Here is a 15810-nt window from a genome sequence, read left to right as displayed (position 1 = left end):
CTGCGCATCCAACCGGGACATTGGCTTTTCCGTCGGAAGCGTTCTGAAAAAAGACTGCAAACGCCCCCGTCAGAGAGACCGATCGGGGGCGAAACGAAGGAGAGGATGATGGTCGATAAGAACAACCCGGCACCGCTGGCTCGTGATGCCATGGCCTATGTCCTGGCGGGAGGGCGCGGTACGAGGCTTATGGAACTGACCGACAGGCGTGCCAAGCCGGCCGTCTATTTCGGCGGCAAATCGCGAATTATCGATTTTGCGCTGTCCAACGCCATCAATTCAGGCATCCGCCGCATTTCCGTTGCAACGCAATACCAAGCGCACAGCCTGATCCGGCATCTGCAGCGCGGCTGGAACTTTCTGCGCACCGAGCGTAACGAGAGTTTTGATATTCTCCCCGCTAGTCAGCGCGTTGCCGAAGACATGTGGTATGCGGGCACCGCGGACGCGGTGTATCAAAACATCGATATCATCGATGACTACAACACCAAGTACATCGTCATTCTGGCAGGTGACCACGTCTACAAGATGGACTACGAAATCATGCTGCGCCAGCATGTCGATACCGGTGCCGATGTCACTGTGGGTTGTCTCGAAGTCCCCTCCAGCGAAGCCTCGGCGTTCGGAGTGATGCATGTGGACGGACGGGACCGTATCGTCGAGTTCATGGAAAAGCCCAAGGACCCGCCTTCGATCCCGGATAAGCCCGGCATCTCACTGGCGTCCATGGGCATCTATGTATTCGAGACTAAATTCCTTATGGACCAATTGCGCCGCGATGCAGCGACCGAGGGGTCCAGCCGCGATTTCGGCAAGGACATCATCCCCCATATCGTCGCCAATGGCACCGCCTGGGCCCACAGGTTCCCGCGCTCCTGTGTGCGTTCGGAGTATGAGCAGGTGTCCTATTGGAAGGACGTAGGAACGATCGACGCCTATTGGGAAGCCAATACCGATTTGACCGACATTACCCCCCAGCTCGATCTCTATGACCGCGAATGGCCGATCTGGACACACGCTGAAATCACTCCCCCCGCAAAATTCGTCCACGATATCGACGGGAGACGTGGCCAGGCGATTTCCTCGCTCGTATCGGGCGACTGCATCGTCTCGGGTGCGCAGTTGCGGCGCACGCTGCTGGCGACGGGCGCGAGGGTCAATTCCTATTCCGAACTTAACGAAGCCGTGGTTCTGCCCCAATGCACAATCGGTCGTGGCGTGCGGCTCAACAAGGTCGTCGTCGATGCGCGGGTTGAAATTCCCGAGGGTCTCGTTGTCGGAGAAGACCCTGAATTCGATGCCAAATGGTTCCGGCGCACCGAGAGTGGCGTCACACTCATTACCCAACCCATGATCAACAGACTCGTTGCTTCCCGATGATGGACGTTCTTTCGGTCACTTCCGAAATCTACCCGCTGGTCAAGACAGGCGGACTGGCCGATGTGGCTGGAGCGCTGCCCGCTGCACTTGTCGAGCACGAGATCGCTATGCGAACGCTGGTGCCGGGCTATCCACAGGTCAAGGCGGCAATAAAGCGGGGGCGGACCGTCGCAGCCTTCGATGACCTGTTCGGCGGGCCGGCCGAACTGATTGCTGCGCGGGTGGCCGGGCTTGATCTGATCGTTATCGATGCTGGCCATCTTTATGATCGTCCGGGTGGTATTTATGTTGATCAGACAGGGATGGACTGGACGGACAATTGGCAGCGCTATGCCGCGCTATCGTGGGTTGCGGCCGAGTTGGCCAATGGTCTCGTCGCGGGTTACCGGCCTGCTATCATTCATGCACACGACTGGCAGGCTGCGATGGCTGCGGCTTACGTGGCGTTTGGCGGCGATACGCGAACGCGGGTGATCGTTACCATTCACAACATTGCCTTCCAGGGCCAGTTCGGTGCCGACATTTTTCCCCACCTTCGCCTGCCCACGCAGGCCTTCGATATGTCCGGGGTGGAATATTATGGCGGGGTCGGGTTCCTCAAAGGCGGGCTGCGCTGCGCGCACGCAATTACAACCGTCAGTCCAACCTATGCGCGCGAAATCCGCACGCCTGAATATGGCATGGGTCTTGAGGGGCTGCTCAATGAGCGCGGACATGACCTCTATGGTATTCTCAACGGGATCGATTCTTCTGCATGGAACCCGCAGACGGACCCTGAACTGCCCGCGCATTACACTGCGGCCAACACAAGGGCGCGTGCGACCAATCGCGCCGCACTTTCAGAGCGGTTTGGTATTGAGCCCGGTAGTGGTCCCCTGTTTGGGCTGGTGTCGCGGCTAACATGGCAAAAAGGCATCGATATCATTGCCGAAAATGTCGATTGGCTCATCTCGCTGGGTGGCTCAATTGCGATCCTGGGCTCGGGCGATAGCCATCTTGAAGCGGCGATGAGCGACGCTGCGGAGCGCCATCCGGGCCGCGTGGGTTTCATACGTGGCTATGATGAGGCGCTGTCGCATCTGATGCAGGGTGGCGCCGATGTGCTCATGGTGTCCTCGCGGTTCGAGCCGTGCGGGCTAACCCAGCTTTATGGCTTGCGCTATGGCGCGGTGCCTCTGGTCAGCCGCGTTGGAGGTCTGGCCGATACGGTGATCGATGCCAATGAAGCGGCGGTGGAGGCCGGCGTTGCGACCGGCGTACAGTTCTCCCCGGTCGATGGACTTGCGCTGGGCGAGGCGATTTCGCGTACAGTTTCGCTCTATCAGCGCCCGGACGTCTGGACGCGCATGCAGCGCAAGGGCATGAAGACAGACGTTTCGTGGACCAACAGCGCCGGCAAATATGCCGGCCTTTATCAAAAAATCTTGGGGGAAGCCCAGTGAGCATCCGCACTGTCGCCACTACACCTTTTTCAGATCAGAAGCCGGGGACATCGGGACTGCGCAAACGGGTCAGCCATTTCCAGCAGCCCAATTACGTCGAAAACTTCATTCAGTCATTGTTCGACAGTCTGTCCGGTCGTGAAGGCAAGACACTGGTGATCGGCGGGGATGGACGATACTTCAATGACACTGTCATTCAGATCGCGATCCGAATGGCTGCGGCCAATGGGTTTGGCAAGGTAATCGTGGGGCAGGGCGGAATCTTGTCGACTCCGGCCGCTTCGCACATCATCCGGCACCACAATGCGTTTGGCGGGCTGGTGCTGTCGGCCAGCCATAATCCGGGCGGCCCGGACGGGGATTTCGGCATCAAATACAATGCTTCCAATGGCGGCCCAGCCTCGGAAAAGATCACTGATGCTGTCTATGCGCGTTCGATGGAAATCACCCAGTACAAGAGCGTAGACACCGCCGATATCGATCTCGAAACTATCGGCGTTCACGAGATTGCCGGCATGAACGTCGAAGTGATTGATCCGGTCGCCGATTATGCCGCACTGATGGAGACGCTGTTCGATTTCGACGCGATTGCGTCGATGTTCGCCGCTGGTTTCACCATGCGGTTCGATGCTATGCACGCTGTGACCGGACCGTATGCCGCGGCGATTATTGAAGGTCGGCTCGGCGCGGAGCCCGGCACCGTCGTCAACGGCACACCGCTTCCAGATTTCGGCGGCGGTCACCCCGATCCCAACCTCGTCCACGCCAAGGACCTTTACGATCTGATGATGGGCCCCGATGCCCCCGATTTCGGCGCCGCTTCAGACGGCGATGGGGATCGCAATCTGATCATTGGGAAAAACCGTTTCGTGACCCCCTCGGATTCGCTGGCATTGCTGGCAGCGAACGCGCATCTGGCGCCGGGATACGCAAAAGGCCTTGCCGGTATCGCGCGGTCCATGCCCACAAGCGCGGCGGCAGACCGGGTGGCCCACCGGCTCGGCATTGCCCTTTATGAAACACCGACGGGCTGGAAATTCTTCGGCAATCTTCTCGATTCCGGGCTGGTGACCATCTGCGGCGAGGAAAGTGCCGGAACCGGCTCGGACCATGTGCGCGAGAAGGATGGGTTGTGGGCCGTTTTGCTGTGGCTCAACATACTCGCCGCGCGCAAGCAGAGCATTGATGAGATCGTGCTCGATCATTGGGCGACCTACGGCCGCAATTACTATTCACGGCACGATTATGAAGAGGTCGATGCCGATAACGCCAAGGCGCTGATGACCGATCTGCGCACCAAGCTGCCGGGCTTTCTGGCCAATGGACTGAATGGACGCAAGGTGATCCTGGCCGATGATTTTTCCTATCATGATCCCGTGGATGGCTCGACAGCCACCGGGCAGGGGTTGCGCATCGGTTTTGACGATGGATCGCGCGTTGTGTTTCGTCTTTCGGGAACCGGAACGGTCGGCGCGACTTTACGCGTTTACATCGAACGGTTCGAACCGAGCGACGGTATGCATGACAGGGATACCCAGGAAGCACTTGCCGACCTGATTTCTCTGGCCGATGCTGTCGCCGACATCAAGGCGCGAACCGGCCGCGATGGGCCAAGTGTCATTACCTGACGGAAAGTCACTCAATGTCATCACAGAACAAGTCTGCCTCACCCGCACCCCTGGGCGCGACGGTGACCGATACCGGTGTGGCGTTTGGAGTTTACTCCGAAACTGCTGAAAAGATCTGGGTTTGCCTGTTCGACGATCGGGACGAAGAGACCGACAGGGTAGAGATGAGTCGGGACGATGACCATCGCTGGTCCGCCCATATCGAAGGCATCGGCGCCAATGCCGTCTACGGCTTGCGTGCCGATGGACGCTACGATCCGGCGCAAGGCTATTATTTCGATCCCAACAAGCTTCTCGTCGATCCCTATGCGCGCCGCATCGACCGGACGTTCGTGCGCAGTCCCAAACTGCGCCTGGCGCGTGACGAATCTGTCGATACAGCACCCTTGGTCCCCAAGGCTCTGGTCCAGGGGCCCGTGACAGAAGCTGGTCTTGAGCCCGATCCCACCCGTCCCAATTTCATCTACGAGCTCAATGTTCGCCCGTTCACCATGCGCCACCCATCGGTTCAGGGGCCATTACGCGGAACGCTGGCGGGAATGACCACTGGCTATGTCATTGAGCATCTGCAACACTTGGGCGTCGATGTCGTTGAGCTGATGCCGATTGCAGGCTGGATTGATGATGGGCATTTGCCGTCGCTTGGGCTCACCAATGTGTGGGGTTACAACCCCATAACATATTTCGCCACCGATCCCCGCATCATCCCGCGCGGTCCGCAATCGCTTCGCCATATGGTCGAAACCTATCGCGAGGCCGGCATCCGGGTGATCCTCGATGTCGTTTACAATCACACTGGAGAAGGTGATTCCCAGGGCCCGGTCATCTCTATGAAGGGCCTGGATGCGTTGACCTATTATCGCCATGTCGAGGCTGATGGGGAAATGCATCTGGTCAATGACGCCGGCACCGGCAACACGCTGCGTTGCGATCATCCAGCGGTGCAGGATCTTGTCATCGACAGCTTGCGCTATTGGGTGACGGAATTTGGCATCGCCGGGTTTCGTTTCGATCTCGCAACAGTCCTCGGGCGGTCGCTTGACGGCTTTTCGCGCGAAGCAGAATTGCTCGAGCGCATCCGCAATGACGATATTCTAAAGGACTGCCTGTTGATTGCCGAGCCCTGGGATCCCGGTCCGGGCGGCTATCACGTCGGCCAGTTCGGTGAACCGTTCATCGAATGGAACGACCAGTACCGCGATACAATTCGAAAATTCTGGCGTGGCGAGGATCACATGATCGGCCCTCTGGCCGGAAAGGTTGCCGGATCCGCCGATCAGTTCAATCATGATGGACGCAAGCCCTCGGCCGGGGTGAATTTCTTGGCGGCCCATGACGGGTTCACGCTTGCCGACCTGGTTTCTTACGAGGGCAAGCACAACGACGCCAATGGCGAAGACAATCGCGACGGTCACAACGCCAATTACTCTTGGAACAACGGAGTAGAGGGCGAGACTGACGACCCGGCCATCGTTACGGCTCGGCGCAATGATGCACGAGCCCTTTTGGCTACGCTTTTCGTTTCCCACGGTTCGCTGATGATCACTGCGGGCGACGAGTTCGGACGCACCCAGGGCGGCAACAACAACGCTTATGCGCAGGACAATGAAATCACCTGGCTCGATTGGGAGAATGCCGACGGCGATCTCGTCAATTTCGTTGCCGGCCTGTCGGAAATGCGCAGCAATCATCCAGCCTTCAGGAGCGACACGTTTCTCACGGGCGAAAAAGCCGACGGCTTTAAGGATGTAATGTGGCTGCGCCCTGATGGCGTGGAGATGCTCGAAGAGGACTGGAACCGTCCCGATGCGGGGGTCTTGGGCATGTTCTTGCACGAGGCCGGCGAGGTGCTGCTTGTCTGGTTCAACAGGTTGCGTGAAGATGTCGAGGTCAATCTACCCGGCGAGCAGGGTTTGAATTTCGAAGTGGCTCTGGTCTCGGCAGTCGATGCCGAAATCACCATCGAGGATGCCCGGTTGACATTGCCACCGCGCAGCGTGGTGATCCTTGCACACACCAATGGAAACCCGTGACCGGAAGGATGGCTCATCCATCGCCCCGGTCACAGTTGCTGAGCATCGATTTATGCTGACTTCGGCACGTTGCGCGTAGTCTGATAGGATGGAGAACGCATCGTCTCGATCACTCCCGCGTCAGCGTGAGGACACCATTGTCATACCAGTGCAATTGGATGCCTTGGTCATCGACAGGTACGATAGTGCCCCACTCCTCATTGTCGCACATTATGTCGAAGCCATTTTCGATGGGCGTTTCATCGGGCATTTCGGCATGTGGCGCCAGGCTTGGACCTGACGGACAATTGTCGATTGAGGGATCAATGGGCCGGGTATCTGTACCCGCTGTCCATTCGATCATGTCTGGGCCAAATTCGATTACGTCGCCCATATATTGGGGGTCGTCTTCAATCAAAGCCTGGACACCATCGTCAGGTACGGCAACTCCTTCGACCGTCCATGCACCTATCAGGCTCGAATAGTCGAAATCAGTGGCCGTTGCTGGCAACGCAATGCTGGCTGCCAGGAGCGCAGCGGGCGTCAATATAGCGATTTTCACAGTCAAATCCTCCGAATGATCCAAATTGGTGGATCAGGACGAGCGGTGATAATGATCCATTGTCGCGCGGCGGGCCATCGGACCCGCGAAAGCTGCGCCGGATCTATGCCCCGATTACCTGTTCGGCAGGGATATGATTATAGCCCAGAACTTGAGCTACTGGCGCACAGGTGACGGCGCCACGGGCGACGTTGAGCCCGTTCCGCAAATGTGGATCGTCGGCCAGAGCTTTTCTCCATCCTTTGTTGGCGAGCGCCAGGGCAAAGGGCAGGGTGACGTTGTTGAGCGCGTAGGTCGATGTGCGGGCCACTCCGCCCGGCATGTTTGCTACGCAGTAGTGGACGATGTCATCGATGACATAGGTCGGGTTGGCGTGTGTGGTGGGCTTTGATGTTTCAAAACAGCCACCCTGATCGATAGCGACGTCGACCAGCACAGCGCCCGGTTGCATCATCGTCAGCATTTCGCGACTCACCAGTTTGGGCGCTGCGGCGCCGGGAACCAGTACAGCGCCGATCACCAGATCGGCCTCTGCAACGGCTGCGGCGACAGCGGCGCGGTTGGAGTAGAGTACCCGGGCTGATGCGCCGAAATGGTTTGAAAGCCGCTCGAGTGCAGCCGGGCTCTTGTCCAGGATTGATACATCGGCCTGCAACCCGACGGCCATTTGTGCTGCGTGAAAGCCTACAACACCCCCACCCAGTACCGTCACTTTGGCTGGATGTACGCCCGGCACACCGCCGAGCAGAACACCACGGCCGCCGTGGGATTTTTCCAACGCTGTTGCACCGGCCTGTATGGACATGCGCCCAGCCACCTGGCTCATCGGTTTGAGGAGCGGCAGGCCTCCGGATTGATCGGTCACGGTTTCATATGCAATGCAGACAGCGCCTGACTTGACAAGATCTTTGGTCTGGTCGGGGTCCGGAGCGAGATGGAGATAGGTGAACAGGATCTGCCCGTCAGACAGCATTGCGCGTTCGGCGGCCTGAGGTTCTTTGACCTTTACGATCATGTCACTTGTCGAAAAGACAGCACCCGCATCGGGGGCAATTTTTGCACCTGCAGACTGATACGCCTCATCGGATGCCCCGATCCCGGCACCGGCGCCGGTCTCGATCAGAATTTCATGGCCTGCAGCGCTCAGTTCGGCAGCGCTTTCAGGGGTCAGGCCGACCCGATATTCATGGTTCTTGATTTCTCTCGGCACGCCGATACGCATGACGATCTCCTCTCCTTGTGAAGAAATCAGTGTAACGCCTCAACCGCACAGTCCTGTTGCAGATTGCATTGCCATTTCCCGCTATGGCGGGATAGCATCGTGCAATATGGGGGATATGGATGATGAAATTGCCAATCGACGAGATAGATCGCAAGATCCTGCGCGCTATCCAGAAAGATTCAGCGCGCTCGATGAGCGAGTTGGGCGATCAGATCGGGCTTTCCGCATCAGCCTGTCACCGTCGTCTCAAAGCGCTCGAAGAACGCGGCTATATATCCGGCTATCGCGCTGTGCTGAACCGCGAGAAACTTGGCCTGTCGATGCAGTTCTTTATTGAGCTGTCGCTGACCAGCCAGTCAGAAACGACTTTTGAGGCATTCGAGAAAGCGGTGCGGGCCATACCGGAAATTCTTGAATGCCACCTGATGGCCGGGCAGTCAGACTACATTTTGCGTGTCGTTTGCGAGGACGCTGCCGCATTCGAACGCCTTCACCGTGACCTCGTTGCCCGCCTGCCAGGTGTCGCACGAATACATTCAAACTTGAGTATTCGTGAAGTCAAACAGTTGAGTCATTTCCCGCTATAGCTTTTTTCGGTTGCTATTGCTCTCACTTTCTTAAGTTGGTTTATCGAAATTTAATCGAACTATCTATTTCTTTGGGCATCGAACACGGCAGGTGCACAATGAAAATTCCTCGGGTTACTCTAAAAAATATCAAGATATCGACTTCGGTCGTTCTACTGTTTCTTGTAGCGCTTGCCGTGTCTGTCGGGAGTATATACTGGCTCATCGATAGTCAGTTTCGCTCTGAAACAGCGTCTACCGCGCACGAAAATCAGCAGATGAATCTTCGCATCGCCGCGACGATGCTCGCTGGTGCAGTTGAGGGTGGCCAAGTTTCCTGGAACGCGGAAAATGAAGTCACCGGAGTAACGCTGCCGGCTATTCCCGAATTTACCGACAACAGCCTGATCGACGAGATCACCCAAATCACCGGTGAAACGGCGACAATCTTTGTCTGGGATGATGAAACCCAGGATTTCTGGCGCCGTACGACAAACATCATCAAGCCCGACGGAACACGTGCCATTGGCACCGAGCTTGGCCAGTCCGGCGCCGTGTACCCAGTGGTCATGGCCGGCGAGACGTATCTGGGCGAGGCTGTGATCCTGGGTAAGCCCTATTTTACAGCCTACCAGCCGATCATGACGCCCAGTGGCGAGATTGTGGGCATTCTTTATGTCGGCGTGGAAAGGGCCAAGATCGTCGCACATCAGGATGAGGTATTGTTGCAACTCGGTGGCCTTTCGATTGCCGTGTTCTTGCTTGCCGGCCTTATTGTGTTCGTGGCGTCGCGCCGGTTGATGCGCCCCCTTGTGCGTCTGGCCGCGAGCATGGACGAAGTCGCGGCGGATCCGGTCAGCGCAAAGGTGCCCTACGCCGACTTCGGCAACGAAATCGGCAATATGGCACGTTCGGTTGAGGTGTTCCGGCAGAACGGTGTGCAGATTGCCGAGATGACCGAAAGTGAGCGCGAGACCGTCGAAAAACGCCGCGCCGAGCGTGCTGCAATGATGGAACAGTTGCGTGACGCGTTCGGAGCTGTCGTTGATGCCGCTGTCGAGGGTGATTTTTCTCACAGGGTCGACGAAGCCTTCCCTGACGAGCAGCTCAATGCGCTGGCACGCAGCGTCAACGGCTTGGTCTCCACTGTTGCCAACGGTCTAGAGGAAACTGGGGGCGTGCTCGCGGCATTGGCACAGACCGATCTGACACGGCGTGTCACCGGTGACTATAGCGGCGCGTTCGACAAGCTCAAATCCGATACCAACGCGGTCGCCGACAGGCTGGCCGAAATCGTCGGGCGTTTGCGCCAGACCTCGCGTTCGGTGCGCACCGCAACTGGCGAGATCCTGTCTGGAGCTACCGATCTGGCAAATCGCACAACGCGCCAGGCAGCAACCATCGAAGAGACTTCGGCGGCAATGGAAGTCGTCGCCGCGGCCATCGCGTCGAATGCTCAGCGGGCGCAGCAGGCTCTCGATACGGTCAACGACGTCTCCGAACTTGCAGGAAGCGGTGGAGAGGTGATGGCCAGCGCCACACACGCTATGGAGAGGATCACGACGTCTTCGGGTAAAATCTCAAATATCATCGGCATGATCGACGACATCGCCTTCCAGACGAACCTTCTCGCCCTTAATGCTTCGGTGGAAGCCGCGCGGGCTGGTGAAGCTGGAAAGGGTTTTGCTGTCGTCGCAATTGAGGTGCGCCGGTTGGCTCAATCAGCGGCGCAGGCTTCTTCCGACGTCAAGGCGCTGATCGAGCAGAGTGCCAACGAAGTCGATGGCGGCTCCAAACTGGTGCAGGACGCAGCAGGCATGCTCGAACAGATGCGCGACGCGATTCTGGTCAACGCCCGCCTGATGGGCGAAGTCGCCAGCGCCAATCGCGAGCAGGCCGAGTCCATCTCGGACGTGAACAGGGCCGTGAGCCAGCTTGACGAAATGACCCAGCACAACGCTGCGCTTGTCGAAGAGACCAACGCCGCCATCGAACAGACAGAAGTTCAGGCGCGTCAGCTCGACGACATTGTCGAGATCTTCCGCGTTGCCGACGGCAATGTCGAGGGCGGGGTGTCCAAGGTCAGGGTCGCCGCTTGACTTGGTGATGACGTGCGCTAGTCGGGGAGGGTCCGGCTGGCGCAAGTGCTCATTGCAAAACCAAAACCCCTGTACAGTCTGCTCAAGCCTTAGGCAATTGAGTGGGCTTGCACAGGAATTGGCATTTTTTACTTTACAGTCAAAAATCGCCGCGCTTGTATCAACCTTGGGCAAAACCAAGGGGTAATTTCATCATGTTCAACCGCAGAGTGTTCACGCTTGCTGCCGGGACGCTGGTTCTGGGTGCAAGCTTTGCCGTTCCGGCCATGAGCCAGGATTTGACGCCGGTTCGCTTCACGCTTGATTGGCGTATCGAGGGTCCGGCGGCCGGCTTCATGCTGGCCCGTGACAATGGCTATTTCGAAGAAGAGGGGCTCGATGTCACATTCGATGTCGGCAACGGCTCAGTCGAAGTCATTCCGCGTGTCGCCACCGGCGCTTACGCCATGGGGTTTGGCGATATCAACTCGCTGATCAAATTTCTCGACGAAGATGCCAGCCAGCCGATCAAGGCGGTGATGATGGTCTATGAAACCCCGACCTTCTCGGTCGTGGGGCGCTCTTCGCTGGGCATCACCGAAGATCCCGCATCGCTTGAAGGCAAGACGCTGGGCGCGCCGCCGCCCGATGGTGCCTTTGCCCAATGGCCGGCTTTCGTTGAGGCATCGGGTATCGATACGTCCGATATCACTATCGAATCCATCGGCTTTCCCGTGCGCGAGCCGATGCTGGCTCAGGGTGATGTAGATGCGGTTTTCGGTTTTGCCTTTTCGGTGATCCTCAACCTCAAGGCGCAAGGGGTGTCCGACGAGGATATCGTGCCGATCATGATGGCCGACTATGGACTTGAGCTCTATGGCAACGCCATCATGGTCAACACCAACTTTGCCGATGAAAATCCGGACGTTGTCGAAGGCGTGCTGCGTGCACTGGCCAAGGGCTTCGCCGATGCTGTGGCCGACCCCGCTGCCGGTGCAGCAGCGGTGGTTGCTGCCAACGACATTCTCGATATCGACATCGAGACCGAGCGGCTGACCATGGCCAACGAGATGAATATCAATACCCCATACGTTCAGGAGAACGGCTTTGGCGGTATCGACTATGATCGTCTCGATCGGGCCATCGCCCAACTTGGTACTTCGATCGGCATCTCGTCCGACATTGCTGCTGCAGATGTTTTTGACGACAGCTTCCTCTCGCCAGCTCAAGAACGCATGTTCGACTAGCGATTGACGCAACCCTGGCCGGGCCACACCATCGGCTCGGCCGGAACGATCTGGGGCAGGGGCACACCATGAGCAATCCGCTCGTTGAAATCGAAAACGTCGACATGCGCTATGGTGGCGCTGAAGGCACGCTGGCCGTATCCGGCCTCGATATGGCTGTTGCCAAGGGCGAGTTTGCCGCGGTGGTCGGCCCATCCGGGTGTGGAAAATCCACTTTGATGAAACTTGTCACCGGCCTTCATATCCCCCAGACCGGGGCGGTGACCGTGGCGGGAACCTACGTCACCAAGCCTGTGTCGATAGTGGGCATGGCGTTTCAGAACCCGACAATGCTGCCTTGGCGCACGACGTTGGACAACATACTGCTCCCGCTCGAAATCGTTGAAAGACATCGCCATCGTTTGCGTCGGCACAAGGCCGAGTATGTCGAAAAGGCCGAAGCGCTTCTGGAGACCGTGGGGCTAAAGGGGTTCGGGTCGAAATATCCCTGGCAATTGTCGGGCGGTATGCAGCAACGCGCCAATCTGTGCCGCGCCTTGATCCATGAGCCTGAACTCCTGATGCTCGACGAACCGTTTGGTGCGCTGGACGCCTTCACACGTGAAGAGCTCTGGCAGGTCATTCGTGATCTGCACGCAGCGCAGGGGGTAACCATTGTTCTTGTCACCCATGATCTGCGCGAAGCTGCATTTCTTGCCGATACAATCCATGTCATGAGTGCGCGACCGGGACGGGTGGTGAACGTCCACAAAGTGCCTTTCGCGCGCCCGCGTGAGCTCGACGTGATGTACGAGCCGGCATTCAATGACATGGTGCACGCCTTGCGTGCAGAAATCGCCGAAGCGAGGGCCGTGGCATGACCGACAATCCCGCACCTGCAATCGCCGTCAGTCGCCCCATTGCCAAAAAGCCGTTCAACTGGCTGCCATGGATGCCGTGGATCTATACGGTTGCCCTGTTCGCCATTTGGGAAATCGGGGTGCGACTTTCGGGGCTGCCGCATACGGTTTTCCCTGCGCCGTCCCGGATATTCGAGGCGATCGTCCAATACTGGCCGGCCATCCAGCGCCATTCGATCCAGACGCTCTATACGACGACGCTGGGCTTCATTCTTGCCGTGGTCGGCGGACTGGCGCTGGGGCTCTTGATCGGCTGGTCGCGTACAATCTATGCCGGGCTCTATCCGATCATGGTGGGCTTTAATGCCATTCCGAAAGTGGCTCTGGTCCCCATTCTTGTGATCTGGTTCGGTATCGGCACGGTTCCAGCGGTGCTAACGGCATTCCTTATCGCATTTTTCCCCATCGTGGTGAACGTTGCCACTGGCCTTGCCACCATCGAACCGGAAACCGAGGACGTCCTGCGCGCCCTCGGGGCCAAAAAAATGGACATCATGCTCAAGGTCGGTATTCCGCGCTCGATGCCCTATTTCTTTGGATCGCTCAAAGTGGCAATCACCTTGGCGTTCGTGGGGTCGGTGATCTCGGAAACCGTTGCCGCCAATTCCGGCCTGGGGTTCATGATGAGTTCGGCGCAGTCCCAATTCAACGTGCCGCTGGTCTTTGCCGGCCTCGTGATGTTGGCTGTTGAGGGCATCATCATGTATGCGCTGATGGCATGGATCGAGAAACGCACGACCGGATGGGCGCACCGCTCGACCACAATGGCGGGCTGAGGTGGACCGATCTTCGTAATTGTTTGACCGAGTGTCGGAAGTGGTCGCCATTGGCCGTCTTCATGGCAGTCTGGGAGAACTGTGATGACGATTACGATTACGGCTTTTGAAACGTCGCCCGACGGTGGCAAAGGGCTGGCGCGCGATATGCGGGTGCGCTGGGCGCTTGAGGAAGTCGGCCGGCCCTATGGGGTGCGACTGGTATCGTTCAAGGCGATGAAGCAGCCCGCGCATATGGCCATTCACCCGTTCGGGCAGATTCCCACCTATGAGGAGGGCGGGTTGGCGTTGTTCGAGACAGGCGCTATCGTGTTTCACATCGCTCAGCACAATTCCGGTCTTTTGCCTGACGACGCGTATGCGCGTGCGCGAGCGATCACCTGGATGTTTGCTGCGCTCAACACTGTGGAACCGCCAATTGTCGAGCGGGAACAGGCCCATTTCACCGTCGGTAACATGCCGTGGTTTCCACAGTTGCTGGATGTGATGAATGAAAACGCCCGCACTCGCCTTAGCCAGCTGTCCGACAGTTTGGGCAACAATGATTGGCTGGACGGTACATTCAGCGCTGCCGATCTGCTTATGGTGCTTGTACTGCGCCGGATCGAAGGCGAGGGGATTTTGGAGAATTTTCCGAATTTGTGCGCTTATGTTGCCCGCGGCGAGGCACGACCCGCATACAAGCGAGCCTATAGTGCGCAGTTAGCGGTCGCCAATCATAATTGACGCTCCGAAAACGCCAAGAGCCACAAGGCCAAAGCCAAACACCATGACGATGTTGGGATTGTGTATCCAGCCCATCGGAGCGAAACGGCCAAGCCAGATGGGGTGATAGATCGCGACGCCGAAACCTGACCAGCTACCTGCAAACATCGAATAAAGGCGTTCGCGCCATTTTGCCTTGGGCATCAATCCTTTGATGGCAGCAACAAGGATCATCAGGCCGGCGACAGGGACAAGCATGGTCTGGAGCATTGCGGGCAATTTCCAATTTGATGGGCGCGATATACGCCCATTTATGCTGATAAGCCAGAGCCCGTGATGTCGCAATTTGTAGTCGGCAGCCTAGTTTCGCTGCTGCGTCAACGCCATGCCGGCGATAATCATGGCCACACCGATACCGCTGGCCAACAGGTTCTCGGTGTTGCCGCGCGCAAGGTCGAGCAGTACCCCGGAAATCATTTGCCCGCCAATGACCAGCATGGCGGTATTGATGGCGCCGATCCGGGCGATCAGCCAGCTTCCCGACGCAACAAAGATCACGCCGATCATGCCGCCGAGATAGGCATACCAGGGTGCACGTAGAGCACCCTCCGGCCACAACCCACCAATGATAAGGCCCAGCACGGTCAGCACGGCAAAGCCGACAAAATGGTTCCAATAGGAAGCGATCAAGGCGGTCGTCGACAGCGCCAGCCGGCCGTTCAGCTGACGAGAGAGCGAAACCAGAATGCCGGCAAGCAGTGCAAAGACAATAGCTGTCGTCATTTGGTTTACCCCTGGCCGAAAATAATGATCATCGAGCCACCAAATATCAGAGCCAGCGCTGCAAAATCCTTGAGCCTTGGAATACGTTTGGGCAATCCGAAAAGCCCCCAGCGGTCGGCGGCAAGCGAAAACAGCACTTGCCCGGCAAGGCCGAGCGCGAGTGTGCCTGAAAGCGCGAGTGGGGTATTGACGGTCGTTGATGTCAGCATGACGGTCAGCGCACCGGAAACGCCCCCGAGATAGGCCCACAGCGGAGCGTGGGGCTTATCGATATTGGCCGCCGGCCGGGCGCGAAGGCGCAGCAGTGCCAGAAAGAGGATTGCCGCTATTGTTCCGGTACCGTGCGCGACCCATGACGAATACAAGGCGCCGCCGTGGAGGCCAACCAGGCCGTTGAAATCAACCATCAGAGTCAGCAGGCCACCGCTTGCAAAGGCCAAAAGCAGGTGCAATGGCGCGGGGCGGTATACTGATGGCGACGAGGATGGCATGGCGAATCGTCCAGTGGGC

15 protein-coding genes are annotated in these 15810 nt (G+C 58.0%); 10 read left to right on the top strand and 5 right to left on the bottom strand.

Annotation, left to right across the window (positions count from 1 at the left end):
* Positions 1–108: 108 nt before the first annotated feature.
* Genes glgC through glgX form a run of 4 tightly spaced genes read left to right on the top strand, consistent with a single transcriptional unit; the run spans position 109 to position 6483 of the window.
* Positions 109–1380 (top strand): glucose-1-phosphate adenylyltransferase, encoded by a 1272-nt coding sequence (gene glgC / locus ACN0TA_RS10925; RefSeq protein ID WP_417582754.1) that lies wholly within the window; start codon positions 109–111, stop codon positions 1378–1380.
* The gene (glgA, locus tag ACN0TA_RS10920) at positions 1380–2822 is read left to right on the top strand and encodes a glycogen synthase GlgA (RefSeq protein WP_417583057.1); all 1443 of its coding nucleotides are present in this window, start codon (positions 1380–1382) and stop codon (positions 2820–2822) included. The genes glgC and glgA overlap by 1 nt, the downstream gene beginning before the upstream one ends.
* A complete protein-coding gene (locus tag ACN0TA_RS10915) occupies positions 2819–4450 on the top strand; it encodes an alpha-D-glucose phosphate-specific phosphoglucomutase (protein ID WP_417582752.1) in 1632 nt (543 codons plus the stop codon). Before glgA ends, ACN0TA_RS10915 begins: the two co-directional genes overlap by 4 nt.
* 14 nt (positions 4451–4464) lie before the next feature.
* On the top strand, positions 4465–6483 hold the full coding sequence (glgX, locus tag ACN0TA_RS10910) for a glycogen debranching protein GlgX (protein WP_417582750.1): 2019 nt from the start codon (positions 4465–4467) through the stop codon (positions 6481–6483).
* Positions 6484–6592: 109 nt separating this feature from the next.
* Here glgX and ACN0TA_RS10905 read toward each other — a convergent pair whose 3' ends face one another.
* Both ACN0TA_RS10905 and ald read right to left on the bottom strand, forming a co-directional pair.
* Complete coding sequence (locus ACN0TA_RS10905) at positions 6593–7024, bottom strand: hypothetical protein (RefSeq protein ID WP_417582748.1); 432 nt, start codon at positions 7022–7024, stop codon at positions 6593–6595.
* 103 nt (positions 7025–7127) lie between these two features.
* Positions 7128–8246 carry an alanine dehydrogenase gene (ald, locus tag ACN0TA_RS10900; protein WP_417582746.1) on the bottom strand — a complete coding sequence of 373 codons (1119 nt, stop codon included), beginning with the start codon at positions 8244–8246 and terminating at the stop codon, positions 7128–7130.
* Positions 8247–8365: 119 nt separating this feature from the next.
* On the opposite strand from ald, the gene ACN0TA_RS10895 reads away from it, so the two are divergent.
* The 6 genes from ACN0TA_RS10895 to ACN0TA_RS10870 all read left to right on the top strand — a co-directional run bounded on the left by ACN0TA_RS10895 (position 8366) and on the right by ACN0TA_RS10870 (position 14538).
* Positions 8366–8833 (top strand): Lrp/AsnC family transcriptional regulator, encoded by a 468-nt coding sequence (locus ACN0TA_RS10895; protein WP_417582744.1) that lies wholly within the window; start codon positions 8366–8368, stop codon positions 8831–8833.
* A 98-nt stretch (positions 8834–8931) separates the two neighbouring features.
* Positions 8932–10911, top strand: coding sequence for a methyl-accepting chemotaxis protein (locus ACN0TA_RS10890; protein WP_417582742.1), 1980 nt, complete (start codon positions 8932–8934; stop codon positions 10909–10911).
* A 194-nt stretch (positions 10912–11105) separates the two neighbouring features.
* Positions 11106–12137 carry an ABC transporter substrate-binding protein gene (locus tag ACN0TA_RS10885; protein ID WP_417582740.1) on the top strand — a complete coding sequence of 344 codons (1032 nt, stop codon included), beginning with the start codon at positions 11106–11108 and terminating at the stop codon, positions 12135–12137.
* Between the two features lie 68 nt (positions 12138–12205).
* Positions 12206–12997: an ABC transporter ATP-binding protein gene (locus tag ACN0TA_RS10880; protein WP_417582738.1), complete on the top strand. Its 792-nt coding sequence runs from the start codon at positions 12206–12208 to the stop codon at positions 12995–12997.
* A 71-nt stretch (positions 12998–13068) separates the two neighbouring features.
* A complete protein-coding gene (locus tag ACN0TA_RS10875) occupies positions 13069–13812 on the top strand; it encodes an ABC transporter permease (RefSeq protein ID WP_417583055.1) in 744 nt (247 codons plus the stop codon).
* A gap of 84 nt (positions 13813–13896) precedes the next feature.
* Complete coding sequence (locus tag ACN0TA_RS10870; RefSeq protein ID WP_417582736.1) at positions 13897–14538, top strand: glutathione S-transferase family protein; 642 nt, start codon at positions 13897–13899, stop codon at positions 14536–14538.
* On the opposite strand, the gene ACN0TA_RS10865 is transcribed toward ACN0TA_RS10870, so the two are convergent.
* The 3 genes from ACN0TA_RS10865 to ACN0TA_RS10855 all read right to left on the bottom strand — a co-directional run bounded on the left by ACN0TA_RS10865 (position 14515) and on the right by ACN0TA_RS10855 (position 15791).
* A complete protein-coding gene (locus tag ACN0TA_RS10865; RefSeq protein WP_417582734.1) occupies positions 14515–14787 on the bottom strand; it encodes a hypothetical protein in 273 nt (90 codons plus the stop codon). The two genes, ACN0TA_RS10870 and ACN0TA_RS10865, sit on opposite strands and share 24 nt — an antisense overlap.
* Before the next feature lie 90 nt (positions 14788–14877).
* Positions 14878–15300 carry a DMT family transporter gene (locus ACN0TA_RS10860; protein ID WP_417582732.1) on the bottom strand — a complete coding sequence of 141 codons (423 nt, stop codon included), beginning with the start codon at positions 15298–15300 and terminating at the stop codon, positions 14878–14880.
* Positions 15301–15305: 5 nt separating this feature from the next.
* A complete protein-coding gene (locus tag ACN0TA_RS10855; RefSeq protein ID WP_417582730.1) occupies positions 15306–15791 on the bottom strand; it encodes a DMT family transporter in 486 nt (161 codons plus the stop codon).
* Positions 15792–15810 lie beyond the last annotated feature (19 nt).

Source organism: Pelagibacterium sp., from assembly GCF_048264985.1.
In the GTDB taxonomy this organism is placed as follows: Bacteria; Pseudomonadota; Alphaproteobacteria; order Rhizobiales; family Devosiaceae; genus Pelagibacterium.
Note: the sequence above shows the minus strand (reverse complement) of the source record. Positions and strands in the feature narration are given on the sequence as shown.

What these genes read in the sequence shown, in the direction of transcription:
- ACN0TA_RS10880 (WP_417582738.1), top strand. Translation starts at nt 12,206, where the DNA reads ATGAGCAATCCGCTCGTTGAAATCGAAAACGTCGACATGCGCTATGGT.
- ald (WP_417582746.1), bottom strand. Translation starts at nt 8,246, where the DNA reads ATGCGTATCGGCGTGCCGAGAGAAATCAAGAACCATGAATATCGGGTC.
- glgA (WP_417583057.1), top strand. Translation starts at nt 1,380, where the DNA reads ATGGACGTTCTTTCGGTCACTTCCGAAATCTACCCGCTGGTCAAGACA.
- ACN0TA_RS10855 (WP_417582730.1), bottom strand. Translation starts at nt 15,791, where the DNA reads ATGCCATCCTCGTCGCCATCAGTATACCGCCCCGCGCCATTGCACCTG.
- ACN0TA_RS10860 (WP_417582732.1), bottom strand. Translation starts at nt 15,300, where the DNA reads ATGACGACAGCTATTGTCTTTGCACTGCTTGCCGGCATTCTGGTTTCG.
- ACN0TA_RS10865 (WP_417582734.1), bottom strand. Translation starts at nt 14,787, where the DNA reads ATGCTCCAGACCATGCTTGTCCCTGTCGCCGGCCTGATGATCCTTGTT.
- ACN0TA_RS10870 (WP_417582736.1), top strand. Translation starts at nt 13,897, where the DNA reads ATGACGATTACGATTACGGCTTTTGAAACGTCGCCCGACGGTGGCAAA.
- ACN0TA_RS10890 (WP_417582742.1), top strand. Translation starts at nt 8,932, where the DNA reads ATGAAAATTCCTCGGGTTACTCTAAAAAATATCAAGATATCGACTTCG.
- ACN0TA_RS10885 (WP_417582740.1), top strand. Translation starts at nt 11,106, where the DNA reads ATGTTCAACCGCAGAGTGTTCACGCTTGCTGCCGGGACGCTGGTTCTG.
- glgX (WP_417582750.1), top strand. Translation starts at nt 4,465, where the DNA reads ATGTCATCACAGAACAAGTCTGCCTCACCCGCACCCCTGGGCGCGACG.
- glgC (WP_417582754.1), top strand. Translation starts at nt 109, where the DNA reads ATGGTCGATAAGAACAACCCGGCACCGCTGGCTCGTGATGCCATGGCC.
- ACN0TA_RS10895 (WP_417582744.1), top strand. Translation starts at nt 8,366, where the DNA reads ATGATGAAATTGCCAATCGACGAGATAGATCGCAAGATCCTGCGCGCT.
- ACN0TA_RS10875 (WP_417583055.1), top strand. Translation starts at nt 13,069, where the DNA reads ATGCCGTGGATCTATACGGTTGCCCTGTTCGCCATTTGGGAAATCGGG.